24 protein-coding genes and 1 tRNA gene are annotated in these 24308 nt (G+C 51.9%); 19 read left to right on the top strand and 6 right to left on the bottom strand.

Going from position 1 to position 24308, the window contains the following annotated elements:
* On the bottom strand, positions 1-1182 hold the full coding sequence (locus SAMA_RS12185; protein ID WP_011760441.1) for a UDP-N-acetylglucosamine 4,6-dehydratase: 1182 nt from the start codon (positions 1180-1182) through the stop codon (positions 1-3).
* A gap of 825 nt (positions 1183-2007) precedes the next feature.
* Here SAMA_RS12185 and SAMA_RS12180 point away from each other — a divergent pair.
* Positions 2008-3672: a methyl-accepting chemotaxis protein gene (locus SAMA_RS12180; protein WP_011760440.1), complete on the top strand. Its 1665-nt coding sequence runs from the start codon at positions 2008-2010 to the stop codon at positions 3670-3672.
* A gap of 618 nt (positions 3673-4290) precedes the next feature.
* Here SAMA_RS12180 and SAMA_RS12175 read toward each other — a convergent pair.
* Together SAMA_RS12175 and SAMA_RS12170 are read right to left on the bottom strand one after the other, a co-directional pair.
* Positions 4291-4366: transfer RNA gene (locus SAMA_RS12175), tRNA-Arg, on the bottom strand.
* Between the two features lie 54 nt (positions 4367-4420).
* Positions 4421-5596: a flagellar assembly protein FlgT gene (locus tag SAMA_RS12170; protein ID WP_011760439.1), complete on the bottom strand. Its 1176-nt coding sequence runs from the start codon at positions 5594-5596 to the stop codon at positions 4421-4423.
* Between the two features lie 297 nt (positions 5597-5893).
* On the opposite strand from SAMA_RS12170, the gene SAMA_RS12165 reads away from it, so the two are divergent.
* Positions 5894-6514, top strand: a complete 621-nt coding sequence (locus tag SAMA_RS12165; RefSeq protein WP_157608328.1) for a FlgO family outer membrane protein — start codon at positions 5894-5896, stop codon at positions 6512-6514.
* Positions 6511-6966 carry an LPP20 family lipoprotein gene (locus SAMA_RS12160; RefSeq protein WP_011760437.1) on the top strand — a complete coding sequence of 152 codons (456 nt, stop codon included), beginning with the start codon at positions 6511-6513 and terminating at the stop codon, positions 6964-6966. The genes SAMA_RS12165 and SAMA_RS12160 overlap by 4 nt, the downstream gene beginning before the upstream one ends.
* A gap of 132 nt (positions 6967-7098) precedes the next feature.
* Here the strand turns inward: SAMA_RS12160 and SAMA_RS12155 are convergent, their stop codons facing one another.
* From SAMA_RS12155 to flgA, 3 genes are all read right to left on the bottom strand, one after another.
* Positions 7099-7533 (bottom strand): flagellar protein FlgN, encoded by a 435-nt coding sequence (locus tag SAMA_RS12155; RefSeq protein WP_011760436.1) that lies wholly within the window; start codon positions 7531-7533, stop codon positions 7099-7101.
* Between the two features lie 108 nt (positions 7534-7641).
* Positions 7642-7977 carry a flagellar biosynthesis anti-sigma factor FlgM gene (gene flgM / locus SAMA_RS12150; RefSeq protein WP_011760435.1) on the bottom strand — a complete coding sequence of 112 codons (336 nt, stop codon included), beginning with the start codon at positions 7975-7977 and terminating at the stop codon, positions 7642-7644.
* A 74-nt stretch (positions 7978-8051) separates the two neighbouring features.
* On the bottom strand, positions 8052-8759 hold the full coding sequence (gene flgA, locus SAMA_RS12145; RefSeq protein ID WP_011760434.1) for a flagellar basal body P-ring formation chaperone FlgA: 708 nt from the start codon (positions 8757-8759) through the stop codon (positions 8052-8054).
* Positions 8760-8962: 203 nt separating this feature from the next.
* Between flgA and SAMA_RS12140 the strand changes: the two genes are divergently transcribed.
* The 16 genes from SAMA_RS12140 to SAMA_RS12065 all read left to right on the top strand — a co-directional run bounded on the left by SAMA_RS12140 (position 8963) and on the right by SAMA_RS12065 (position 24302).
* The gene (locus SAMA_RS12140; protein WP_011760433.1) at positions 8963-9883 is read left to right on the top strand and encodes a chemotaxis protein CheV; all 921 of its coding nucleotides are present in this window, start codon (positions 8963-8965) and stop codon (positions 9881-9883) included.
* 160 nt (positions 9884-10043) lie between these two features.
* Entirely contained in the window at positions 10044-10877 is an 834-nt protein-coding gene (locus tag SAMA_RS12135) for a CheR family methyltransferase (protein WP_011760432.1), read from the top strand.
* A 141-nt stretch (positions 10878-11018) separates the two neighbouring features.
* Complete coding sequence (gene flgB / locus SAMA_RS12130) at positions 11019-11417, top strand: flagellar basal body rod protein FlgB (RefSeq protein WP_011760431.1); 399 nt, start codon at positions 11019-11021, stop codon at positions 11415-11417.
* Between the two features lie 2 nt (positions 11418-11419).
* Positions 11420-11833 carry a flagellar basal body rod protein FlgC gene (flgC, locus tag SAMA_RS12125; RefSeq protein WP_011760430.1) on the top strand — a complete coding sequence of 138 codons (414 nt, stop codon included), beginning with the start codon at positions 11420-11422 and terminating at the stop codon, positions 11831-11833.
* A gap of 26 nt (positions 11834-11859) precedes the next feature.
* Complete coding sequence (gene flgD / locus SAMA_RS12120; RefSeq protein ID WP_011760429.1) at positions 11860-12588, top strand: flagellar hook assembly protein FlgD; 729 nt, start codon at positions 11860-11862, stop codon at positions 12586-12588.
* A 33-nt stretch (positions 12589-12621) separates the two neighbouring features.
* Positions 12622-13983 (top strand): flagellar hook protein FlgE, encoded by a 1362-nt coding sequence (gene flgE / locus SAMA_RS12115; protein ID WP_011760428.1) that lies wholly within the window; start codon positions 12622-12624, stop codon positions 13981-13983.
* 166 nt (positions 13984-14149) lie between these two features.
* Positions 14150-14893, top strand: a complete 744-nt coding sequence (flgF, locus tag SAMA_RS12110; RefSeq protein ID WP_011760427.1) for a flagellar basal-body rod protein FlgF — start codon at positions 14150-14152, stop codon at positions 14891-14893.
* Between the two features lie 12 nt (positions 14894-14905).
* Entirely contained in the window at positions 14906-15694 is a 789-nt protein-coding gene (gene flgG, locus SAMA_RS12105) for a flagellar basal-body rod protein FlgG (RefSeq protein WP_011760426.1), read from the top strand.
* Between the two features lie 12 nt (positions 15695-15706).
* Positions 15707-16381: a flagellar basal body L-ring protein FlgH gene (flgH, locus tag SAMA_RS12100; protein WP_011760425.1), complete on the top strand. Its 675-nt coding sequence runs from the start codon at positions 15707-15709 to the stop codon at positions 16379-16381.
* A gap of 12 nt (positions 16382-16393) precedes the next feature.
* Positions 16394-17485: a flagellar basal body P-ring protein FlgI gene (locus tag SAMA_RS12095; RefSeq protein WP_011760424.1), complete on the top strand. Its 1092-nt coding sequence runs from the start codon at positions 16394-16396 to the stop codon at positions 17483-17485.
* Between the two features lie 27 nt (positions 17486-17512).
* Complete coding sequence (flgJ, locus tag SAMA_RS12090; protein WP_011760423.1) at positions 17513-18631, top strand: flagellar assembly peptidoglycan hydrolase FlgJ; 1119 nt, start codon at positions 17513-17515, stop codon at positions 18629-18631.
* Positions 18632-18652: 21 nt separating this feature from the next.
* Positions 18653-20569 carry a flagellar hook-associated protein FlgK gene (flgK, locus tag SAMA_RS12085; protein WP_011760422.1) on the top strand — a complete coding sequence of 639 codons (1917 nt, stop codon included), beginning with the start codon at positions 18653-18655 and terminating at the stop codon, positions 20567-20569.
* Between the two features lie 12 nt (positions 20570-20581).
* On the top strand, positions 20582-21787 hold the full coding sequence (flgL, locus tag SAMA_RS12080; protein WP_011760421.1) for a flagellar hook-associated protein FlgL: 1206 nt from the start codon (positions 20582-20584) through the stop codon (positions 21785-21787).
* A 92-nt stretch (positions 21788-21879) separates the two neighbouring features.
* Positions 21880-22701 carry a flagellin N-terminal helical domain-containing protein gene (locus SAMA_RS12075; protein WP_011760420.1) on the top strand — a complete coding sequence of 274 codons (822 nt, stop codon included), beginning with the start codon at positions 21880-21882 and terminating at the stop codon, positions 22699-22701.
* 249 nt (positions 22702-22950) lie between these two features.
* Entirely contained in the window at positions 22951-23769 is an 819-nt protein-coding gene (locus SAMA_RS12070; protein WP_011760419.1) for a flagellin N-terminal helical domain-containing protein, read from the top strand.
* Positions 23770-23894: 125 nt separating this feature from the next.
* Positions 23895-24302, top strand: coding sequence for a flagellar protein FlaG (locus tag SAMA_RS12065; protein WP_011760418.1), 408 nt, complete (start codon positions 23895-23897; stop codon positions 24300-24302).
* Positions 24303-24308: the final 6 nt, after the last annotated feature.

Here is a 24308-nt window from a genome sequence, read left to right as displayed (position 1 = left end):
TCACATCTTACTGTCAAGGTACTTACCGGTTTCCTTGTGTCCAAAGTCAGGTATCATCCTGGTGAACACTTCGACCAGTTCAGCCTTACTCCATTGCCCGGCAGATTTCATTCGCTCGATCTGTATTTCAAATTCGTCCAGTAATTCGGGCTGGTAAACAGCATCGTTTTTGATGATCCCCAAGTCCTGGAAACGCGTGATATCCAAAGTTTCATGCGCCATAAAGAATTCTTCAAAATCTTTTTCACCGGTTGTGTCGCTGGCAGTGAAAAAGCATGGCCATTTCCCCTGTGCTGGCAAGGTTGCCGCCAACTGCCTTGCCTCGTCTTCGCTTTGACATTCAAACGGCTCAAACCCCCTTGCTGAAAGGTATTTAACCGCAATATCTGCGAAGGTCATCAGATGCAGCGCTTCATTTAACTTCGGGAAAAAGATATCGCGATTCTCTCCTAAGATACATGACATGAGGCAGAGTAAGCCCGCTTCTTTTGGGGTCACAAAATAACGCTTGATGTCATTGGGAGCCACCAGGGGCTGCTGCTTCTGTAGTCTTTGATTGAAGCTATGCAACAGCGAGCCGTCTGAGAATGCCACATTAGCAAAGCGTGCAGTGGAAATCGTGATTTGCTCACTGTGGCGCATCAAAAACATCTCCATGATGCGCTTGGATGCGCCCATCATATTTACCGGATTTGCTGCTTTGTCAGTGGATACACAAAAGTACTTTTTTACACCTGATGCGATTGATTGCTTGATGGTTTTGTCGGTGTTAAACACGTTTACATCTATCATCCGCATCAGGGTGAAGGGGTCCTTCTCACTGCGAACATGCTTCAGTGCTGACAAATTAAGGACATAATCGTACTTACCGTCATGTCTGATGAATGCATCGTATTCCAGAGAACCTATATCCAAGGCAAACGTTTGGAAGTCTCCCTGAATATAACCATAGGAACTGCGAAGATCCCTGACAAGTTCTGCCAGGTTATTCTCCGAAATATCAATTACATGTAGCTTTTTCGGTTGGCGATTGAATATTTCTTTGACGACTGCCTGTCCAATTGAACCGGCACCACCCAATACAAGAAAGGACGCTTCCGATACTCTGGCTGACAGTTGCTCTGACAGTACATTGAGATCGGCTTCAAAAAGTTCGGTTTGTCGTCCGATGAGTTCAAGCATAGGGTGTCCTTGGAAAAGTTAATAACCCATTGATAAATGTAATATAAACAGATGGAATATTACAAGGGCGGAGAGATGATAGTCCTGTGGGAAAATGCATATCAATCATCCCCTTACTCTTCGAAAGCTTCCACTCGTTTCACCCTGGGTATGAGGAGTCATCCTCAGTTTACTCAGTTACACAATCGCAAGACACGTATCAGTGCAAAACATGTTCCAGCTTTGGGGTCAGAAAGTTGACGGGTGCAGGATTAATGGACTGATGTTGCTGAGGTGAAATATGGGTTACAGGCAAATTTGAGTAAAGCCGCGAAGGCTTCAGGCTATCTGATTAGTCCGGGCGCGCACTAGGTTCATCTATATGGCATGCTTACCGCTACAAGACCCGACTCTGTCGCCTGATTGCTGGCTGCGCATAATCGACCAGGTCGGACCCAACAATGGCCGTAAGTACACGCTGGCAATCCGCGTGAAAATGGCCTGATGTTCCATAGAGACCGTGGCTGACGATCAGGGGCGTCTATTTATTGTCATCGTCCAGCGGCCGCACTGGCGCTGCTGGCATATTTTCGCTAATACTTTTCTTTGAATTCCATGATTTAAGCTGGCTTACCACCGACTAAAGTGCAGTTTTTAGTCACGCCTTCAGCACATACTATGGTTTGAAACGACCGGGGGCTGAGTGACTGTGGCGCTGTACCATGTCACTTATAGCGATGTGTCGGCTGACCCCGTCTTTACTCAAGGTTTGTCGGATTTTTGGGGGCTGCTCCCGGGAATGAGAGCATATCCAGCGGATAACGTTCGCCCCAAAACCCTCTGGCAATGTTGTCGAATATCGAGGTGCTTATGCTTGGCCACTATCTGAGAAATTACAATATTTCACGCCGAATTTGGGTGATGTTGCTGTTGTCATTGGTCGCGACCCTGCTGATGTTTGTGTTTGCCCTGCGCAACATGGATACGGTGCTGGTGCAGGAAAAAGAAGCGCGGCTGAATGCACTGACAGATATCGCTATCAGCATCATCACAGACTTTCAGGGCAAGGCCCAATCCGGGGAGCTTAGCGAAGCCGATGCCAAGGCAAAGGCGTTGTCCGCCCTGGATAACCTCAGGTACTCGGGCAAAGAATACTACTTCACCATCGATAGACAGGGGATGATGATCCAGCATCCCTTTGCCAAAAAATTGGTTGATACCAATGTGTTGGGAATGGCTGATCCCAACGGGGTGAAGTTGTTCGCCGAAATGATCCGCCTCACGCAAAACAGTGATTCAGCTCTGGTCAATTACATGTGGAATCAGCCAGACGCTGACGCCCCCAGTCCTAAAATGAGTGTGGTAAAGCGCTTTAGTGAGTGGGGCTGGATAGTGGGCACAGGTATTTATGTGGATGATATTGCGGCCCAGAAACAGGAGTTTACCTGGCAATATTTGCTGGTGTTCCTGTTGGTGTGGGGGCCTGTGATGGCATTGTTGTTGATGATAAGTCGCAGTGTGACCGAGCCTTTGCAGCGAACCCTGATGGCTTTTAAAAACATTGCCGAAGGTGAGGCCAACCTGACCTTGAGACTGGAGGAGCGCGGCCGCGATGAGCTATCACAGGTGTCGGTATACTTTAACGCCTTTGTTGGTCGTATTCAGTCACTGGTGATCTCGGTGCGCGATTCGGTTGACCACAGCCGGCAGTTATCTTCCTCGCTTTCGAATGTTGCCCACCAGGCGGCCCATGCCACAAACAGCATGCAACAGGAAACCCAGAGTGTGGCAGCTGCTATCAATCAAATGTCTGCCACGGCCAGTGAAGTGGCGGCGAATGCCCAGCTTGCGGCAAAATCGGCAAAAAATGCCGACAGCCAGGCTGACAGTACCAACCTGGTGGTAACCCATGCCATGGGCAATGTTCGGCAGCTATCGAGCGAGCTGGAAGAGACCTCAGAGATCGCCAAGGCACTCAAAGTCAGCTCGGGTGAAATCGGGCAAATTCTCGATGTGATAGTGGGCATCGCCGAGCAGACGAATTTGCTGGCACTCAATGCTGCCATTGAGGCCGCCCGTGCAGGTGAGGCGGGGCGCGGTTTTGCTGTGGTTGCGGATGAGGTCAGAACCCTGGCGAGCCGTACTCAACAATCCACTCAGGAGATCAATGCCATCATTGAAGCCATTCGTGGCGCCGTCGACAAAGTCAATGCATCGGTTGCCAGAGCACGTCAGCAATCGGATAATACGGTAGATGAAACGGCACAGGTGATGGATGCCCTCGGCCTGATTAAACAGGCCATAGGTCAGATAAATGATATGAACCTGCAAATCGCAACCGCGACTGATGAACAGAGTGCCGTGATTGCGGAGCTGAATGAAAATATTAATAGAATCAATGAGATTTCAGTAGAAAACCTGTCCAAGAGTGAAACTGTTGGTCACACCAGTGACCGGATTGCAGAAGACTCCAGGCAGATGGCGCAGTTGATCGCGGTATTTAAGGTGTAACGGCTCGAATTCACCGCTCGCCCGCCCCGTGCAGCCCAGTAGCCTTTCTGGCGCGAGGGAAGGAGCGAGCGGTGATTGATGATCGCCCCTTTTGGGGAGGACTCAGAAACCCACCTCAAGTGTTATGTCCCCCCAACATCTAATCAGCAAAGACTCCGGCCTTGGGTCATTACCCCGACAGGACGGGACTTAGAGAGAGTGAGTCACCATGGTCGACCTAAGGTGAGCCCTCAGCATATTTCCTGAGATGCGGTATTTTAACAAACACATTGCTCAAGCTGGTAGCCAAGCTGAAGGTCACGCCAATTTCAGGCATATCCCCGCAAGTGACCGTCGACTGCAAGGATGCTGTCGTCGAGCTTACTTGGATGTGCTTGCAGCGTGTCACTTGGGGGGGATTTACGAAAGCCCACTGCAGGTGATTGATTACACCCCACACCGGAAGTTGTAACCAAAAAAGAGATAACCACCGTGCAAGCGGTAGATAGGCGTTACAGTTAACACAAAAGGCTCTGTCAGCGAGTAAAGAAGCGGAATTGAATCATCGGAGTCGACAGAGAAAAGAGGAACTGAAAGAAAAGCTTGAAACTTGTGCAAGCAGTCACAAGCAGAAGTGACTGGTCTCCCCACAGGGACTCGAACCCCGATCGGTCGCTTAGGAGGCGACTGCTCTATCCTGTTGAGCTATAGGGAGACCCGCTGATTATACCTATTTTACCTTTGATTAAAAGTCTTGATATTTAACTGGTTAATTCTTGTTCTGCCCGGTTTTTATCGCAATATCGCTTACCTGGATGTTGTCGACGCTGCCAAGACCAGAGAGTTCGGCGCGGGCACTGTCTTCGGTGATCTGGGTTATGCTGATGGTTGTTTTAGTGTTGTTCCCGGTGGCGCGGGTCTCGTTTAGCCTGTCTGGAATGTGTTTGGCGAGCACGACTGCGAGTTCATCCCCCACCTTGATGCCATGACGGCGGCCCAAATTCAGGATCAGGGTTTGCCCCTGCCTGGCAACAATTTGCCCCAGTACAGGTCGGCACAGCAGTGCCTTGTCGAGTTCTTTTATCGCCTGTACCAGCAGTTTATCCACCGCCATGCCGTAGGCGGAGCGCCAGAATCTGTCATGGGCAGGAGAGACCTGCTCAGTACGCTCAAACTCCCAGGGAGCAGAGGTGTTGAACTCGTCACGCCAGATAATTTCGCCACTGATCCCCTGGAACAGGGTGAGGGTAAGGGCAAATTGGCGCTCGGGAGCGTCTGTTATCAGACCAAAATAGCTGCTCTGTGCAGGTTCGGTAGAGACATCGGTGATCTGCGGGACCAACACGTATTGGCTGTCGCTTGCCATGGCAAGGTAACCCGGCAAACGATAGCCGGGGGCGGCAAGTTGTCTTGCGTCCAAATCAAGCCGTGCGCCCGGTCGCAAGTTGGCGAAGGCCGCGCCTGAGGTACTGTCCAGTCTGCGGGCGAGCTGCTGGGATACGGCTGCTCCCAGACTGTTTATCTGCCCCTGTGCCAATTGGCTGCGGTGACTCACTGCCGCTTCCGGCAATAAGATTGCGGCTTTCAGATGTGTACTCTGGCACTGACTTTGAGGCGCTTCCATCAGCTCGACCCGCAATTGTACCCGTAAGCGGTTGTTTTCAATCTGCTCACTGATGAGTTGTACGGGCCCGGTCATCAGTTGTTGCATCAGCTGGGTGCTGGTATCAATGAGATGGCCATCGACCATATGTTGACTGGATTCAATGCTGACACCTGCTTGCAGGCTTGCATAGCTGACGGCCTGTTCTATCGCTTCTGCACGTGCTTTGGTGATGTTGCCATTCACAATCACAGCCTCGCCCTGAGCCGTCACCCAGTCGGCTTGTGCCTGAATGCTCACAAGGAGCGCACTGAATACAAGGGCGGATTTTATCAATCCCATATGCCTGTCCTGCCACATCTCAAAGGGTTGAGGTTTCCATCCGTCGATGTCTTTGGCACAAGGCGTGCAAGCCACTTTATGTTGCCGCGGCACTGGTTTGAGACTGGATGGTTCTGTCGTGGTATGGGCTAAGCAAGTTACGTGCCGCCATCGGCATTCCCTCAGGTGGGATTATGGAGTTTTGAAGTAAAGTAATTGCCACAGTTGCCGATAGTTGTGTAATGGATTGGAAAACCTGGTACTGGGTTCTCTTATTAACTTATATTAAATCATGGAGTTGACTCTATGAAGGCGCGAATGTTCACAACTCTGGCACTCGCTTTTGTCTGGTTGCCCGCAATGGGACAACCCAAAGTTCCCCAGAGTGTATCCTATGGGAACGAAGGCTATCCTCAACGGGAGCAAGTCAATGTTCTGGCACAGCAGATAGTCAATGAGCTACTGCTGACCAATGACGTACTTTCCTCCACCGATCCCATCGTGGTTGCGACACCGGTTAACGTGGATGACATGGTCCATAGTGGCAGTTTCGCTCGCCAGCTACAGCAGGGAATGATGGCGGCGCTTCACGCCCGGTATTTTAACGTAGTGGATACCGCCATTAGCCAAACCCTGAGAGTTACAGAGCAAGGGGACTTGTTGCTGAGCCGCGATTGGCAAAAGCTGCGGGACACTGCCCAGACCCAGCATGTGCTGGTGGCCACTTACAGCCTGGGACGTGATGGCATGACAGTAAACAGTCGCCTGGTCGACATTGCCAATAACCGGGTGGTGGCAGCCTCACAATCGTTCAGTCGTCCGGGCGATCTCAGAGATTACCTGGGTTACTCTCAGCAAGTGGTCTCCAAAGACGGGCTATTGTATCGCTATGAAGCGCCTGGATTGGACAGAGTCACTCTGCTTGGAGAAGACAAATGAAAAAGTGGATTTACACCTGTTTGGCGTTGGTGTTTTTAGCCGGTTGTGCAAGCAGTGATGACCGTTATGTACAGTGGGAAACAGAGGCGCCTGCCAGTTTTCCCAAGTTGACCGCTATTGGTTACGCGCCTTTGGCAACCCAACCCGCCAAAACCCAGGCCGAAAAGGTGTTAATGGCGATGCAGGCCTCCAAACTTGCGGCATACCGAGAGCTGGCAGAGCAGGTTTACGGTCAAAAAATCAGTGCCGGCGCCAGCGTGAATGATTGGGCCATGGGCAGTGACAGCATTAAAGCGTCAGTATCGGGCGTGATAAGAGGAGCCAGAGTGGTCAAGGCTTATCCAGTTGGCGAGCATTATGTGACTGAGCTGGAACTGGATTTTGCTCGTGTGTGGGATATCTATCAGCAGCAGAATCGTCCCTCGAAGGTGAAGGAAGTGACTTACTTTTAAGGTGGACATCCCTGTTGATGGTAACCGCGTTGTAAAAAAAGCCCCTGAGAATGGGGCTTTTATATTGGGCGTTTTGTAGGGTATTTCGCCTGGGGGCGCAGGTAGAAACGAAGTGTGTATGGCCCGGGCGCATCAAACTTCGATGCTGCTGCCCAAGGTAGAGATGGTCGATGTTTTACCCTTATCCGTGTAGGTAAGAGAACTTGCGTTACGACTTACCTGTAGCGCCTGTGCCAGTCGGTTAACACTGGCCTGACTGTGCTCGATGAGCTGCGCGTTGGCTTCGTTTTCGTGCTTACAGCGTGCAAGTGTGTGTTGTATCGACTCTACCTTGGCTGCCAGGGCGTTATCGCTTGTCAGCAGGCTGTGACCTGGATGAGCCGCCATTGCATCATCATTTTGCTTCAGTCGTAACAGGGCAGATGACTTGTGCTCTGCGATGGCCATCAGCTCAGAAGCGTTTTGGGCAATCAAGGCTGCACGTTCAGCTGCCATAGCGGCCAGAAGTTGCTCCAGCAGGCTTTGTTGCGCATCGAGCAACTGATTGAGTTCATTGACGTGGTCCATGGTGTTGCATCCCGGTTTTATTGACATCAGGGGTAGTAATAAATGAATGCAAAAAGCCGGCCATAATCAAATGGCCGGCTTTGGATGTTTCCCAATCCGTGCTGAAAATCAGGCGTCGCGGCCCAATTCCTGTAATTCTGCTTCAAAGCTGGCGATATTGGCCGCGAGCTTCTCAGGGTCAATTTTATAACGCCCTTCCGCTATGGCTTGCTTGATTTCGGCCACTTTCTTTTGGTCAACTTCAGGCAGAGAAGACAGCTTTGACTGCACGCTTTGCAATTGCTGAGCCTGACTGGTGATCATCACCGAGTCGGCCTTTTGAGGTACCTGTGGCTGCGCGGTTTGAGCTGCCGATGCCTGGGCAGTGCGGGCACTGGTCAGTGGACTGCTGGTGTTGCCGACGCGGTTGGACGCGGCATTGTTTTTGGGTAATTCGATGGCCATTTCGGGCTCCAGTGTCACGGATTTGGGTTTCTTGTGATTATTATCGGCCGCAGCCAGCAAAGCTTTAGGGTATTTTACATTTTGACTTCCACTTCGCCAACGCCAATGACAGTAGCCTCTAATACCCTGTCTGAATTGATATTTTTAATCCTAATCCTATCGCCTTCGTTTCCATCGGCCAAGGCCTCTCCCTGGGTTTTTATCTCAAAGCTGGCCGATTTTGCGTATATGGTTACTGCATCTCCCTTGCACACAAAACACAGGTTGTCGGCAAAAATGGGGGCGTCCTGAGGGATCCGGCGCTTCACCCGAGACCCATAGAGGGGCTGTAAGTGCGAAAACTGTTGGCCACGCAGCAGTGTTTTGTCGACATATCTGACTTCTATGCTCTCTGCGTCCAGTAAATCACCATTACCGAGCGGGCGTTTAGCCACCACCACAGGGAAAAGCACTTCTGCGCGTACTGAAAGGTACATCTGCCAAGGATAGTCCAGATCCGGGCTAACACAGCTGATGCGCACCGTATTGTTTCGGGAAATAGGTCTGTCGGTGGCAAGTCTTGCTGATACAGGTCCTTCACATCGAGGCAGATTACCTCGGCTTTCCAGGCTTTGGGCTTGTACGCTGATTTTGGCATTGGCCGGTGCATCAATTTTTTCAATAACCACGGCTTCAGCCGCCGATGCGATGGCCGATATACTCGGGGTATGAGGTTCTTCTGCGATTGATACCCTGGGTAACAACGTCAGAATCACCAAAACTTGTGCTAACTTTACTTTCATAATGAACAGACTAGCGTGTGGCGCCAGATTACACCTATACTTTCATTCAGCACCAAAGTACCTCGTCCAAGCGCTTAGACGGGCCGTCAGAAGTTTGACGAAGTTGGGGCAAGGGTTGTCGGTGACAATAACAAAAGCAAGTTACATGCCTATGCTCCGAGGTGTTCGGGGCGTCATTCCATCAAGACCACTAAGGCGAACTTATGTCGAGCATTCTTGAGTCAGTCAACAAGCGTACCCAACTGGTGGGGCAAAACCGATTGGAGCTGCTGCTGTTCAAGCTGAACGGCCGTCAGCGCTTCGGTATTAACGTCTTTAAAGTAAAAGAAGTATTGCAGTGCCCCCCCCTGACCGGATTACCCAAGCTCAATCCTTTCGTGCGCGGTGTGGCCCATATTCGTGGAACCACCATTTCTGTGATTGACCTCAGCGCGGCCACCGGTGGCAAACCCATAGAGAACATTCAAAACTGCTTTATTATTATCTCTGAATATAATCGCAGTGTTCAGGGTTTTTTGGTGAATTCAGTCGAGCGCATCATCAACATGAACTGGGAAGCCATAATGCCGCCGCCCCAGGGGGCGGGTCGCTACTCCTATTTAACAGCGGTCACTGAGATTGATGGAGAGCTGGTTGAAATCCTGGACGTTGAAAAAATTCTTGATGAAATCAGTCCGGTCCGTACTGCTATCAGTGAAGACACTGACGCACAGTTAACCATTGATCGTGGGCAGCACTTCCACATTATGGTGATTGATGACTCTGCCGTGGCCCGCAAGCAAATCATCCGTGCGCTCACCTCTCTCGAGCTGCAGATTGATACGGCAAAAGATGGCCGTGAAGCACTGGAAAAACTGAAAGCCATTTCGGCGGAAATGACCAACGTGGCTCACGAGATCCCGCTGATTATCTCCGATATCGAGATGCCGGAAATGGACGGTTACACCCTGACCGCCGAAATCCGTGATGATCCCAAACTCAAAGACATCAAGGTGATTTTACACACGTCGCTGAGCGGCGTGTTTAATCAGGCGATGGTTCAGAAAGTGGGTGCCAATGACTTTATTGCCAAGTTCAACCCTGACGAACTGGCCGCGGCCGTGAACAAGCATCTGAGTCTTTGAGCAGGATGGCATTCCCCTTGGGCGGGGTTATACTCCTCCAAGGGCGCTTGTATTCAGTCACTGGATAATGTATAAAGCAGCGCTTATTTTTGGGGAATAAAATCAGAAGGTTAACCAGTTATTGAGTTAATTTTCTCTATCAGGTGCAGGATGAGAAACGGTGTCAGACAAATCACTGGCTGAAGCGGAATATAATCAATTCAGGTTGTTCCTTGAACAACACAGCGGCATAGTGCTTGGCGAAAACAAGCAGTATCTGGTCCGCAGCCGCCTTGCGCCTCTGATGGGCAAATACAACCTGCCTTCATTATCTGAAGTGGTTAAACATTCAATGAAACCCACAGAGCGGCAACTGCGCGCCGAGGTCATTGATGCCATGACCACAAACGAAACCCTGTGGTTTCGTGATAAATACCCCTTCGAATTGCTCGCCAATGCGCTGCTGCCAGACTATGCCAAGCTTGGCAGGCCGCTGAAAATTTGGTCTGCCGCCTGTTCTTCCGGGCAAGAGCCTTATTCGCTGGCCATGACGATTTTGGAATATCAGCAAAAACGTCCGGGCGGCTTACCCGCTGGCGCGTCAATTCAGGCAACGGATTTATCCCCCTCGATGCTGGAGCGTTGTAAACAGGCCGAGTACGATGGCCTGGCGCTGGGACGGGGCTTATCGGATGAACGAAAAAGAGCGTTTTTCGACACCCTGCCAAGCGGCAATATGCGGGTAAAAGACAATGTGCGGCGCATGGTGAGTTTCCGGGCACATAACCTGTTGGAAAGCTATGCCTTGCTTGGTAAGTTTGACATCATCTTTTGCCGTAACGTGCTCATTTACTTTGCCCCTGAGGCAAAGGCAAAAATACTGCGGCAATTTGCTGCCGCTCTCAATCCCAAGGGCATCTTGTTTCTTGGCGCTTCCGAGTCTATTGCTGGTTTGACCGATGAATTTGACATGGTGCGCTGCAACCCGGGTATTTACTACCAGAAGAAGACATAGCCAAATAACCTAATGAATAAAAACAAAAAAGCCGACATTGCTAAGTCGGCTTTTTTGTTGTCTGTCATTTGTAAGGGGGAACGTCCCAGATTTGGCACACGAATTGCTTTTCATCTGACATCATGGTGTGGAGGCAATTTTATGGCGATCAGTTTCGATAAGGCGCTCGGGGTGCATCAATTTACCCTTGGCATCAGAGCAGAGCGGGCAGAAGTCCTCTCAAGCAATATCGCCAACGCCGATACCCCCCATTATAAAGCACGGGATGTGAACTTTGCCGATGCGCTGCAAGCGGCACGCAGCCAGCAGCGTGGCATGCAAATGGCCCAAACCAGTGAAGGGCATTTTGACTTGCAAGCATTGAGCCGGCAGCACGTGCAGTTTCGTGTTCCCAATCAGCCCGACACCGGTGATGGTAACACGGTGGATATTCAGCAGGAACAGTCTGCCTTTATGCAGAATGCGCTCGAATATCAGATGTCGCTGGGCTTTCTGGAAGGCAAGTTCAACGGTATGAAAAAGGCTATTAAAGGAGACTGACAATGAGCTTGTTTAATATCTTCAATGTGTCTGGCTCCGGGATGAGTGCGCAATCGGTTCGCCTCAATACCACCGCCAGCAACATTGCCAACGCAGATTCAGTGTCCAGCAGCGTCGATAAAACCTACCGGGCGCGTCATCCTGTGTTTGAGGCTGAACTTGCCAAAGCCAGCCAGCAGCAATCTGCCCGTGGGGTGAATGTCAAAGGCATAGTCGAAAGTGATAAGCCGCTGCAAAAAGAATACAACCCGGACCATCCCATGGCGGATGCCGATGGCTTTATTTACAAACCCAATGTGAACGTGATGGAAGAAATGGCCGACATGATTTCCGCTTCGCGTTCGTATCAAATGAATGTCCAGGTGGCCGATACCGCCAAGAGTATGCTGATGCAGACTTTGAGAATGGGCAAATAACGGATGTGGCGCTAAGGAGGTAAGCCGTGAGTTTTCTTAACTCTATCAGTCAGGCATCGGCGGCCCAGTCAACCCAGAGCACGGGAAATCCCTTTCTGGACAGTGTCAGGTTGCAGACCAAAGAGGCAGTGCCAGAGGCTAAAAAGCAGGAATTGACTCAAGAGGATTTTTTCGCCCTCTTGTCGCAGCAGTTGTCGATGCAGGATCCGTTCAAGCCGGTGGAAAACGACCAGATGATTGCCCAGATGGCGTCATTCTCTACCGTGGACGGTATCGCCAATCTGAACGATCACATTGTGAATCTGAATACCGTGATGACCTCCAGCCAGGCACTGCAGGCATCAGGGCTGGTTGGGCAGAAGGTATTGATCCCATCGGCGTCTGGCCATGTATCTGCTGAAGAGCCCAACCTAAAGGGTGTCATCAGCACCTCCAAGCCCATCGAGACAATCATGGTGCGCATTGAAGATGACAAGGGGCAGTTGGTGAAAACCTTCAGTGTGGATGGCAGTGACGGCGGCAACATCGATGTGAATTGGGATGGCCTCGATGCGGAAGGCAAGCCCGTTGCCGATGGTACTTACACCATCAAGGCCAGTGGCCGGGTCGATGGCAAGGCCGAGGAATTACCGGTTTCAACTTATGCCCACGTGACCAGCGTGTCGCTTGGGACAGCAGCAACAGGCGCCATTCTGAATTTGCGTGGCATTGGCGGCATTAAACTATCGGATGTTCTGGCTGTGGCTGAGAGCTGATCCAGAAAACCAGACTAAAGAGGTAACTGACTTATGTCTTTCAATATCGCACTCAGTGGCATTGCTGCCGCCCAGAAAGATTTGAACACCACAGCCAACAACATCGCCAACGTCAACACCACGGGCTTTAAAGAGTCACGTGCTGAGTTTGCCGATGTGTATGCTGCGTCGATATTTTCCAACAGCAAAACCCAGGTGGGTGGCGGTGTAACCACTACCCAGGTGGCACAGCAGTTCCATCAGGGCAGTTTGCAATTCACCAGCAACGCGCTGGATTTGGCCATTAGCGGCGGCGGTTTCTTTGTGACCTCCGCCGACCCTTCGGCCCGTGATTACAGCTTTACCCGTGCCGGCGCTTTTAAGGTAGACAGTAACAACTACTTGGTGGATTCCGCAGGCAACTTCCTGCAAACCTTCCCGGTGGACAAATTCGGGAACTCTACCTCAGTGAGTTTGACCACCACTCGTCCGGTTCAAATTCCTGACACTGCCGGTAGCCCAGTGATGACTGAGAATGTGGGGGTTCAGATGAACCTGAACGCCGGTGAAAAGACCAAAGACCCTGCGGCTTTTGATCCGGATGATCCAACCACCTTCAACAACTCTACCTCGTCGACCATTTATGACTCCCTGGGTGAGCCACACATTTTGACCACCTACTTTGTACGGCCAAACGATGGTGCCTACACAGGGGAAAACAACTGGGTGGCTTACTATGCACTCGATGGTCAGCCTGTGAATCTGGGTGGTGGCGCAGGTACTTACCAGACGGATACTGACGGTGATGGCGTCCCAGACACACCTGCAACCGCGCAAACTACCGGTGGCTGGACTGGTTCTGTGCTGACCTTTAACAGCACAGGTACTTATACAGGCACCAACCCAGCCATAATCACCACAGAACCTCTGGGGATTGGTGGTGCCGGTATTCTTGGACCCGGCGCCGATGGTAGCCAAACATTGACCATCAACTTTGCCAACCCGACTCAGTACGCTTCTGCTTTTGAAGTAACCGAGCTGACTCAGGATGGTACCACTGTGGGCCGCCTGACCAACGTGGAAGTAGGTGAAGATGGCCTGATTAAAGCCGCCTACAGCAATGGCAGTACAGTGCCCCTTGGCCGCGTTGCTTTGGTGCGTTTCGCCAACGAGCAGGGATTGACCCAGGTGGGTAACACTTCCTGGAAAGAAAGCCTGGCCTCGGGTACGGCCCTTGCCGGTGAAGCCAACAGTGGTACTTTTGGCGCTATTCGTTCGGCGGCGCTGGAACAATCTAACGTGGATTTGACCACAGAGCTGGTGGACCTGATTTCAGCGCAGCGTAACTTCCAGGCCAACAGCCGTACATTGGAAGTGAATAACACGCTGCAGCAGACCATTCTGCAGATCCGTTAAGATTTTCTCTCCTTGGTTGCCGCCTTCGGGCGGCAATTTTTTGCCTGTTTACGTCCTCCTTATCCTTCTTATCTCTGCCTTCCCCGCCCTTGCAGGACACGCTCTTGGTTAATTGGCATGCAGTTTGCTTTAGTGAGTGCATGCTAGATCTTTGACGGAGCCCAGCGTGGACAAATTTCTCTATATCGCCATGAGTGGTGCCAAGCAGAATCTCAATTCGCTTTCCATTCGGGCCAACAACCTGGCCAACGCCAACACCGATGGCTTCAAGGCCGATTTGGAGCAATCCCGCTCCATGCAAGCCTTTGGAGAGGGATTGCCCACGCGGGTATTCGCCATGACCGAAAATCCCCAGGCCAGTTTCCGTCACGGTCCCATTAACAGCACTGCTCGGGATCTGGATGTGGCCGTGAAAGGTGATGGCTGGATTGCGGTGGAAGATGCCGATGGCAACGAGGCCTATACCCGTGCCGGTAGCCTGAAATTTGACGAAACCGGTTTGCTGACCAATTCACAGGGGCGTCCTGTGATGGGCGATGCTGGCCCAATCGTTCTGCCGCTGCCCATCGACAAGGTGGAAATTGCCCAGGACGGCACTATCACGGTACGGCCTCAGGGGGCTACTGCCGAAGTGGTGGAAGAAGTGGCGCGGATAAAGCTGGTCAATCCAGGCAATCAAAACCTGATGCGCGGTGACGATGGACTGTTTCGGATGATGAACGGAACGACTGCGCCACAGGATGAAACCGTGGCTCTGGAGAGCCGTGCAGTGGAAGGCAGTAACGTCAACCCCGTCGAAGAGATGGTGGCCCTGATTGATATCCAGCGGCAGTTTGAGCTGCAGGTAAAAATGATGAAAACCGCAGAAGAGAACGATAAAGCTTCTGCCCAACTCGTACGTATTGGCTAAGGAGACAGGATTATGCATCCCGCATTATGGATAAGTAAAACTGGCTTAGATGCTCAGCAAACGGATATCGCCGTGATATCCAACAACGTCGCCAACGCCAGTACCGTCGGCTACAAAAAAAGCCGCGCCGTGTTTGAAGATTTACTCTATCAAACTGTGAATCAGGCAGGCGGTATCAGCGCGTCCAACACCAAGTTACCCAATGGCCTGAATATAGGCGCCGGCACCAAGGTGGTGGCAACTCAAAAGATGTTTACCCAGGGCAACATGCTGACCACGGATAATGCGCTGGACATGATGATTGAAGGCCCGGGCTTTTTTGAAATCCAGTTACCCGATGGCACCACAGCTTATACCCGTAACGGTCAGTTCTCGCTGGACGATACCGGTCAGATAGTGACGCCTGGCTCTGGTTATGTGCTTCAGCCAGCCATCACCATTCCCGATAACGCCACCAGTATCACTGTGTCTGCCGAAGGCGAAGTGTCTGTAAAAACCCCGGGTGCCGCAGAAAGCCAGATCGTGGGGCAGCTGACCCTGTCTGACTTTATCAATCCCTCCGGCCTCGACCCTATAGGTCAGAACCTGTACCTGGAAACCGGTGCCAGCGGCACGCCCATTCAGGGCACAGCCTCACTGGATGGTATGGGGGCGATTCGTCAGGGGGCACTTGAAACCTCCAACGTGAATGTGACCGAGGAGCTGGTCAATCTCATCGAAAGTCAGCGCATCTATGAAATGAACTCCAAGGTGATTTCAGCAGTGGATCAGATGCTGGCCTACGTTAACCAGAATCTGTAAGAGGCGATGGTTATGCTCAGATACCTTATGGTTGGTTCGCTCTTGGTGCTCGCAGGATGTGCCAGTACCGAACACAAACCTATTCCGGACGATCCCTACTATGCCCCTGTGGTGCCTGAAGAGCCTCCGGTCGCATTGGAACCTACGGGCTCTATTTTCCTCGACTCACAGGCGGCAAGTTTGTACACGGATATTCGCGCCCACAGGGTAGGGGACATCATTACCGTGGTGCTGACAGAGTCGACCCAGGCAACCAAGAGTGCCAACAACGAAATCAAAAAGGGTTCAGACCTCAACATGGATGCCATTCAGGCGCTCGGCGGCCCGGTCACCATCAGTGGTAATCCGCTGAGTCTGGGGTATTCCGACAGCATGAACACCAAGCGTGAGGCTGACGCCGATCAGAGCAACAGTCTCAGGGGCAATATCTCTGCCCATGTGCTTCAGGTGCTGGCCAATGGCAACCTGGTTATTCGCGGAGAAAAGTGGATAAGCATCAACAACGGTGACGAGTTTATTCGGGTCACCGGGGTTATCCGCCCTCAGGACATCACCACCGACAACACGGTTGTATCTACCCGGGTCGCCAATGCGCGAATTCAATACAGTGGCACTGGCACCTTTGCCAACTCGCAGCAGGTGGGCTGGCTCAGTCAGTTCTTCCTCAGCGATTGGTGGCCCTTTTAAAGGAGCTTGGACATGAAAATCAAGGTTCTGCTTGCCGTGGCCTTGCTGGCCATGACAGTGCCGGTTAAAGCCGAGCGCATTAAAGATATCGCCGCCGTTCAGGGTGTGCGCAGTAACCAATTGATTGGTTATGGATTGGTGGTGGGTTTGCCGGGCACGGGTGAAAAGGCAAATTACACAGAGCAAACTTTTACCACCATGCTGAAAAACTTCGGCATTAATTTGCCGACCAACGTAAAGCCCAAGATTAAAAACGTGGCCGTAGTGGCAGTGCATGCCGATATGCCACCTTTCATCAAACCCGGCCAGACGCTGGATGTCACAGTGTCCAGCATAGGCGAGGCCAAGAGTCTGCGTGGTGGAACTCTGCTGCAAACCTTCCTTAAAGGGGTGGATGGCAACATCTACGCCATTGCGCAGGGCAGCATGGTGGTGTCCGGTTTCAGTGCCGAAGGGCTTGATGGATCCAAGGTTATTCAGAATACCCCAACAGTGGGCCGTATCCCCAACGGCGCTCTGGTGGAACGGGCCGTGCCGTCTGCTTTTGCCCATGGAGACTTCCTTACCTTTAACCTGCACCGAGCCGACTTCTCTACCGCCAAGCGGATGGCCGATGCCATTAACGATTTGTTGGGGCCGGAAATGGCTCGCGCACTCGATGCAGCCTCGGTTCAGGTGTATGCCCCACGGGATGCCTCACAGCGGGTGTCGTTTCTCGCGACACTGGAGAACGTCGAAGTTGAGCCTGCGGATGAGTCGGCCAAGGTGATTGTCAACTCGCGCACCGGCACCATAGTCGTTGGTCAGAATGTGAAGTTATTACCAGCAGCTGTGACCCATGGTGGTCTGACAGTGACCATTGCTGAAAATCAGCAGGTGTCCCAACCCAATGCTCTTGCCGGTGGCGATACCGTGGTAACCAACCAAAGCACCATAGATGCGTCTCAGGCCAATAGCCGTATGTTCCTGTTTAATCCGGGAACCAGCTTGGATGAATTGGTCAGGGCCGTGAATTTGGTTGGTGCTGCACCTTCAGATGTGCTTGCGATCCTTGAGGCGTTAAAAATGGCAGGCGCCTTGCATGGTGAGCTTATCGTCATTTGATTCTTGTCGGAAAATTGGCAACTCACCATGGAAAAGCTTTCAAACGCCTCACATTTCCTCGACATCGGTGGCCTGGACAAATTAAGAGCCCAGGCCAAGGCCGATAACAAGGCAGCCCTGCGGGAAGTTGCCAAGCAATTCGAGGGGATTTTTGTGCAGATGCTGATGAAAAGCATGCGTGATGCCAATGCCGTATTTGAATCCGATAGTCCCTTCAACAGCCAGTACACCAAGTTTTATGAAGAAATGCGCGATCAGCAAATGGCCGTCGACATGTCCCAAAAAGGCATGCTGGGGCTGGTGGATTTGATGGTGCAACAGCTGTCTCCCAAGGACAGCCCGATAACACCGTCATCAGTACTGGGCGGCGATAAGCGCTTTGATCTGGGGGAGGTCCCCATGATGCTGCGCCGTGGCAAGGACGCTGAGGCAAAGGCATCACTCGAAGGGATTGAAACGCCTCAGATGGCTGAACGTCAACCTGTCGAGCGGCACAGCGATATGTCCCTAAACATGGGGTTCCATGAAGCCCCGGTTCTGGATGCACCAACAGCCGCATCGGCTCCTGCTTCCAGCGCCGCAGCACCTATATTCGACCAATTGCTCGCCGGGAAACAAACGCCCAGTCAGCAGATTGAAAGTGAGCGGGACAATCCGAATTTTGAGAGCCGTCAGGACTTTATTCGTGCCCTGATGCCACTGGCGAGCGAAGCTGCCAAGCGTCTGGGTACCAAGCCCGAGGTGTTGATTGCCCAATCGGCACTGGAAACCGGTTGGGGCCAGAAGCTGGTAAGACGGACGGATGGCAGCATGAGCAATAACCTGTTCAACATCAAAGCCGACAAGCGCTGGGAAGGGGAAAAAGCGGCAGTCAATACCCTGGAATTTGAGCAGGGCGTTGCGGTACGGCAACGAGCTGACTTCCGGGTTTACGACACCCTGGAGCAGAGCTTCAACGATTTTGTCGATTTCCTGAAAAGCGGCGAGCGCTACGGTGATGCCCTGAAACAAGCGGCGAGGCCTGCATCCTTTGTGCAGGGGTTACAAAATGCCGGGTATGCCACAGACCCTCAATATGCCGACAAGGTGATGCGGGTAATGCAGGCGGTAACGTCTGAAATCAAGGCCATGGCCCTTGGCAACTGACCCTGACAGGCGGAGAAAGAAATGAGCATAGATTTATTGAACATCGCCCGGACCGGGGTACTGGCATCTCAGGCACAGCTCGGGGTGACCAGTAACAACATTGCCAATGTCAATACCGAAGGCTATAACCGCCAGGTTGCCACTCAGGCCACTCACCTGTCACAACGCTCCGGCAACAGTTTCTATGGCACGGGAACCTATGTGTCCAGTGTCAAACGGGTGTACAACGAATATGCTGCCCGCGAGCTGCGCATCGGCCAAACCGCAAAAGGTGCAGCCGAAGTCAGTCACACCAAGATGAGTGAACTCGATCAGCTGTTTTCCCAGATAGGCAAGGCTATTCCCCAGTCGCTTAACGATATGTTCAAAAACATCAACAGCCTGGCAGATTTGCCATCGGATCTCGGCATCCGTGGCGGTGTGCTGGGTTCTGCTCAGCAGATGGCCAGCGCCATCAACGAGATGCAACGTCAGCTTGAAGGGCAGATGAAGCAAACCCATGAGCAGATTGATGCCATCACGACCCGCGTCAATGAAATCAGCACTGAGCTTGCCAATATCAATCGTGAGCTGATGAAAACCATGGGCGAAGACATGCAGCTACTGGACAAGCAGGATGCGTTGATCATGGAGCTGAGTGAATACGCTCAGGTGAATGTGATACCGCTGGAAAACGGTGCCAAAAGCATCATGCTGGGCGGCGCTGTGATGCTGGTGTCAGCGGAAGTGGCTATGAGCATGGGGACGGCCCAGGGTGACCCCTACTCAGATGAACTCAGGCTCACCGCGACGACAGGCTCTTCCACGCTGGTTGTCGACCCGTCCAAGCTGGGCGGACAGCTCTCGGCCTTGTATGAATTCAGGGATAAAACCCTTATTCCGGCTGAAAATGAACTGGGGCAGTTGTCGCTGGGTATTGCCAATGCCTTTAATGAGGCGCAGAAGGCCGGATTCGACATGAATGGTCAGGTTGGTAGCAATATTTTCATCGATATCAACGACCCGCTCATCGCCCAGAGCCGTGTTGGCCAGTATGGGAGCAATACGGGTACTGCGTCCCTCAGCGTATCAATAGAAGATGTGGGAGCACTTTCGGGGGGAGCATACGAGCTCAAATACACAGCTCCCGGCACCTATGAATTAACCGATACCCTCACAGGCGATGTGACGCCACTGACCTTAAGTGGTTCCACCCTCACCGGTGGCGCTGGTTTTAATATCAACATCGGCGCCGGTGCTTTTGCCGACGGTGACAGATTTCTTATCCGGCCGACATCAGGGGCAGCTGCGCAGATGTCGGTGGTCATGACAGATCCCAAAGCCATTGCCGCAGCAGCGCCAAAAATTACTGCCGATGCAACCAATTCGGGTAACACCAAGGTTACAGTTACCAGTATCGACAATCGTCTGGCAGCCAACTTCCCGGTTACCGGCAGCGAGCTGACTTTTACCCTGAATACTGGCGCCAATACCTATGATGTGACCGCTGCTGACGGCACAGTGCTTGCGGCTGGTGTGGCCTACACGCCGCCTTCTATCAGTGCTTTTGGCTTTACCTTTGAGGTGGAGTCCATTGGGGCTGCCACTGACAGTTTTACCTTTGATTTGAGCTACGGTGAAGGCGACAACTCCAATGCGCTGGCCATGGCACAGTTGGCCGACACCAAGCTGATGAACGGCGGCAAGTCGACCCTCATTGATGTGTTCGAAAAAACCAAACAGCAAATTGGCTCAGGCACCAAGGCTGCCGAAGTGCGTTTGGGATCTGCCGAAGCCATTTACCAGCAGGCCTATGGGCGGGTTCAGGAAGTTTCCGGGGTCAACCTGGATGAAGAAGCGGCCAATTTGCTCAGGTTCCAACAGTCATACCAGGCGTCGGCACGCATTATGACCACGGCCCAGCAAATCTTTGACACCCTGTTTGCGTCGGTGCGTTAAGAGGATTGAGTGATGCGTATTTCTACCTCGCAAATGTTTACCCAGAACACCAATAACATACTGCAAAAGCAGACAGAGACCGCGAAGCTGCTCGAACAGCTGTCCAGTGGCAAGAAGGTGAATACCTCGGGTGACGACCCTGTGGCGGCCTTGGGTATCGACAATCTCAACCAGCAGCAGGCGCTGGTGGATCAATTTCTGAAGAACATCGACTACGCCAAAAATCATTTAGGCATTGCCGAGAGTAAGCTTGGCAGCGCCGAGGAGTTGGTTACCGGTTTACGAGAACAAATTCTGCGCGGGGTAAATGGTGGCCTTTCGCCCTCCGAGCGGCAAATGATTGCCGATGAGATGCGTGGCAGCCTGCAGGAATTGCTGAATGTGGCAAACACCCGGGATGAGTCCGGCAACTTTATGTTCTCCGGTTTTAAAACAGACACAGAACCCTTTGCCTTCGACGGTGCCGGCAACATGGTTTATAGCGGTGATGCCGGCGTGCGTGACGCCATGATTTCCCGTGGCATCGCCATGGGCACCAATGTGCCCGGCGATATGGCGTTTATGACGTCGCCCAACGCACTTGGCGATTATACCGTCAATTATTTGTCGAGCCAGGCAGGTGATTTTAAGGTTCAAAGCGCTGCGATAACCAACCCAGCAGCTCATGTGGAAGACACTTATACCTTTAATTTTATTGATAATGGTTCAGGCGGCGTAAACCTGGAAGTGCGTGACAGTGCCAATGGGCTGGTCACCACAGTGAACAACTTTGATGCCACCAATCCTGTTAGTTTCAACGGAATAGACGTCAAGCTGGAAGGCACACCAGCCGCTGGCGACAGTATTTCCCTGGCTCCTCAGGCTGAAGTCAGCATTTTCGACACCATTAATAAGGCTATCGCCCTGATAGAAGACGATAGTCGCATGAATTCTCCCGCTGGTATCGCAGAGTTGGCACAGCTCTTGAATGACACTGACAGCGGATTGAATCAGCTCAGCACCGCCAGAAGCGTGGCAGGTAATAACCTCAAGAGTCTTGAGAGTTACGCCGGACGACACGCAGAAGAGCAGGTCGTCAATACCTCGGCGCTGTCATTGCTGGAAGATCTGGATTACGCAACGGCGATTACGGAATTTGAAAAGCAGCAGCTTGCATTGAACGCAGTCTCCAATGTGTTTAGCAGAGTTGGTTCTGTGTCTTTGTTCGACTACTTGTAGCGACAGGCACAGCCACTCACTGGAAGCAATTTTGTTAACTAATTTAGCCAAGCTCCAAGCCTTGGCGGTAACACTAGGAAGAGGAACTCAACATGGCTATTACTGTTAATACCAATGTGACCTCCATGAAGGCCCAAAAGAACCTGAACATGTCCAGTGGTCAGTTGGCGACTTCCATGGAGCGTCTGTCATCCGGTTTGCGCATCAACAGCGCGAAAGACGACGCCGCTGGTCTGGCAATTTCTAACCGTCTGAACAGCCAGGTGCGCGGACTTGAAGTGGGCATGCGTAATGCCAACGATGGTATTTCCATTGCCCAGATTGCTGAAGGTGCGATGCAAGAGCAAACCAACATGCTCCAGCGTATGCGTGACCTGTCAATCCAGGCCGAAAACGGTGCCAACAGTGCCGATGACCTGCAGGCGATTCAGGATGAAATCACTCAGCTGATCACCGAGATTACCGCTATTGGTAACTCCACCGCCTTTGGTAACACCAAGCTGATGACCGGTGATTTCTCCGCTGGCAAAAAGTTCCAGGTGGGGCACCAGGAAGGTGAGGACGTTACTATCACTGTAAACACAAACAATGCCACTTCATTGTCAGTGAATGCTGTAACTGTACTTACTTCTGCTGGTCGTAACTCTTCATTGCTGAAGATTGATAATGCAATCAAGAAAATCGATACACAGCGCGCCGCTCTCGGTGCGGTACAAAACCGTCTGGCTCACAATATCAGCAACAGCGCTAACACCCAGGCCAACGTTGCCGATGCCAAGAGCCGTATCGTGGATGTGGATTTCGCCAAAGAAACCTCTGCCATGACCAAAAATCAGGTACTGCAGCAGACTGGCTCTGCCATGCTGGCGCAAGCCAACCAATTGCCCCAGGTTGCCTTGTCCCTGCTCGGCTGATATTTGACGGGCATCAGTACGCGGCGATGCCTGCCAGGCGGCAACTTTTTGCCACTGGCCAGGCTAGCCGCTCTGTTTTTTTATAAAGCAAATATTTGAGTTATAAAAAGAATTAAAAAAAAGTCAGAATTTTTCAAAAAAGCCCTAAAGGATAAAAAGACGCTGCCGCTAAATATACTGTAACGAGTATGACCGCCTGGCTGAACAAGACAGGCTAGTCCTGAGCCAGGTAACCAAGAGGAATCGATCATGGCCATTACAGTAAACACCAACGTCACTTCAATGAAGGCGCAAAAGAACCTGACCTTGTCTAACCGTGATCTGGCAACCTCCATGGAGCGTCTGTCTTCCGGTCTGCGCATTAACAGTGCCAAAGATGACGCCGCAGGTCTTGCCATCTCCAACCGTCTGAACAGCCAGGTTCGTGGTTTGGAAGTGGGTATGCGTAACGCCAACGATGCTATCTCCATCGCCCAGATTGCCGAAGGTGCGATGCAGGAGCAGACCAACATGCTGCAGCGTATGCGTGACCTGTCTATTCAGGCAGAGAACGGTGCCAACAGTGCAGATGACTTAACCTCTCTGAAAAATGAGATGGACCAGCTGGCGCTGGAAATCACCGCCATCGGTAACACCACAGCTTTCGGTGACACCAAACTAATGACCGGCGGATTCTCAAATGGCAAGAAGTTCCAGGTTGGTCACCAGAATGCTGAAGATGTTACTGTTACTGTGAAGACCAACAACGCTGGCACCTTGTCTGTTGGAGCCTTGGATGTGACTACATCTGGTGGTCGTAGCACTGCAATGCTCAAAATCGACGCTGCTATCAAGAGCATTGACACTCAGCGCGCTTCACTCGGTGCTATCCAGAACCGTCTGGCTCACAACATCAGCAACAGTGCCAACACCCAGGCCAACGTTGCTGACGCCAAGAGCCGTATCGTGGATGTGGACTTCGCCAAAGAAACCTCTACCATGACCAAGAATCAGGTACTGCAGCAGACTGGATCTGCCATGCTGGCCCAGGCCAACCAGTTGCCTCAAATCGCCCTGTCTCTGCTGTAATTTCTCAGGGATTGAAGCACGGTGGAGGGAGGTTCGGCAACGGATCTCCCTTTGCCATATCTGGAAATCAGTCACGAAATCCCGATTTGTTCGAGATGTGTGGCTGGGAAGGTATGAGGTGAGGTATGGATATTGCATTGGCTGGCGCCACAGCGCCACAGCAACATCAGCGGGCTGAGCTCGTTGCAACGCCTGTCAAACCTTTGGCACCTAAGGATGCGGAGCTTAATCGCGCAGATCTTGCCCAGCCGGTAGATGCCGGCCAGGCGAACGCCAAGGCAGAGGAAGAGAAGCAACAGGTTGAAGCTGAAAAAGAGCAACTGGCTGCCGTCGCAGAAGAGATGTCAAGTATGATGTCTATGATGCAAAAGGGGTTGGAGTTTCGGGTGGATGAGTCCTCCGGGCAACCTGTGGTCAGTGTGCTTGATATAGCATCGGGAGACGTCATCAGACAGATCCCCAGTGAAGAAGCACTTAAAATTGCCCAAAAATTGTCAGAAGTCACTGGGCTTCTGATGAAAACAGAGGCTTGAGGTGCA

This window comes from Shewanella amazonensis SB2B (assembly GCF_000015245.1).
In the GTDB taxonomy this organism is placed as follows: Bacteria; Pseudomonadota; Gammaproteobacteria; order Enterobacterales; family Shewanellaceae; genus Shewanella; species Shewanella amazonensis.
Note: the sequence above shows the minus strand (reverse complement) of the source record. Positions and strands in the feature narration are given on the sequence as shown.